General features: G+C 62.6%; 1 protein-coding gene. It reads left to right on the top strand.

Translation table 11 applies throughout. The annotated features are described in order from the left end of the window. Nucleotides 1–100: 100 nt before the first annotated feature. A partial coding sequence (gene arc / locus E1264_RS42370; protein WP_132183197.1) for a proteasome ATPase occupies nucleotides 101–1,783 on the top strand: 1,683 nt, incomplete at its 3' end.

Raw genomic sequence — 1,783 nt, 5'->3', positions numbered from 1 at the left:
CCCCCGCACGACACGAACACCGAATGGGCAGGTTACGGAAGCCCTCCAGATAGGTAGGGTCTCAGTAGGTCGTCGGCTCTTCGTGAGGAGGTGACGGGGCGTGGCCGCTCGTGACGATGCAGGGGCGCGAAAGGCGCAGCACGAAAAAGAGGTCAGGGACCTCCAAACGCAGATCTCCTTCCTGGAGGAAGAGATCTCCGTGCTGCGCCGCAAACTCGCGGAATCCCCGCGCCAAGTACGTGTGCTGGAAGAACGCCTCCATGAGGCACAGGCCAACCTGGCCGCCGTAACCGGTCAGAACGAGCGTCTCGTAGCGACCCTCAAGGAGGCTCGCGAGCAGATCGTGGCGCTCAAGGAGGAGGTCGACAGGCTCGCACAACCACCATCCGGATTCGGCGTCTTCCTCGAAGCCCGCGACGATGGAACGATCGACATCTTCACCGGCGGACGCAAACTCCGCGTCAACGTCAGCCCCGCCGTCGACGTCGACGAACTCCAGCGCGGCCAAGAGGTCATGCTCAACGAGGCCCTCAACGTCGTCGAAGCGCTCAAGTTCGAAGAGCAAGGCGAAGTCGTCATGCTCAAAGAACTCTTCGACGACGGCGAACGCGCCCTCGTCATCGCCCACGCCGACGAAGAACGCGTGGTCAAACTCGCCGAACCACTCCGCGGAGTCCCCCTCCGCGCCGGCGACTCCCTCATGCTCGAACCCCGCTCCGGATACGCCTACGAGAAGATCCACAAGGCGGAGGTCGAAGAGCTCGTCCTCGAAGAGGTCCCCGACATCTCCTACAACGAGATCGGCGGACTCGGCTCCCAGATCGAAATGATCCGCGACGCCATCGAGCTCCCCTACCTGCACGCCGACCTCTTCCGCGAACACCAGCTCAGGCCCCCCAAGGGCGTCCTGCTCTACGGCCCCCCCGGATGCGGCAAGACCCTCATCGCCAAGGCCGTCGCCAACTCCCTCGCCAAACAGGTCGCCGAAAAGACCGGCCAGGAAGGCAAGAGCTTCTTCCTCAACATCAAGGGCCCCGAACTCCTCAACAAATACGTCGGCGAAACCGAACGGCACATCCGGCTCGTCTTCCAGCGCGCCCGCGAAAAGGCATCCGCCGGAACCCCCGTCATCGTCTTCTTCGACGAGATGGACTCCATCTTCCGCACCCGCGGCTCCGGAGTCTCCTCCGACGTCGAGAACACCATCGTCCCCCAGCTCCTCAGCGAGATCGACGGCGTCGAAGGACTCGAGAACGTCATCGTCATCGGCGCGTCCAACCGCGAGGACATGATCGACCCCGCGATCCTGCGCCCCGGCCGCCTCGACGTCAAGATCAAGATCGAACGGCCCGACGCCGAAGCAGCCAAGGACATCTTCTCCAAGTACATCCTCGACGGACTCCCGCTCCACCCCGACGACGTCAAGGAACACGCCGGCTCCAACGAAGCCACCGTCGAAGCCATGATCCAGCGCACCGTCGAACGCATGTACGCCGAAACCGAGGAGAACCGCTTCCTCGAAGTCACCTACGCCAACGGCGACAAGGAAGTCCTCTACTTCAAGGACTTCAACTCAGGCGCCATGATCCAGAACATCGTCGACCGCGCCAAGAAAATGGCCATCAAACAATTCCTCGACACCGGCCAAAAAGGACTGCGCGTCAACCACCTCCTCGCCGCCTGCGTCGACGAATTCAGCGAGAACGAAGACCTCCCCAACACCACCAACCCCGACGACTGGGCCCGCATCTCCGGCAAGAAGGGCGAACGGATCGTCTACATC

The sequence above is a fragment of the Actinomadura sp. KC216 genome, assembly GCF_004348535.1.
Lineage (GTDB): Bacteria > Actinomycetota > Actinomycetes > Streptosporangiales > Streptosporangiaceae > Spirillospora.
Note: the sequence above shows the minus strand (reverse complement) of the source record. Positions and strands in the feature narration are given on the sequence as shown.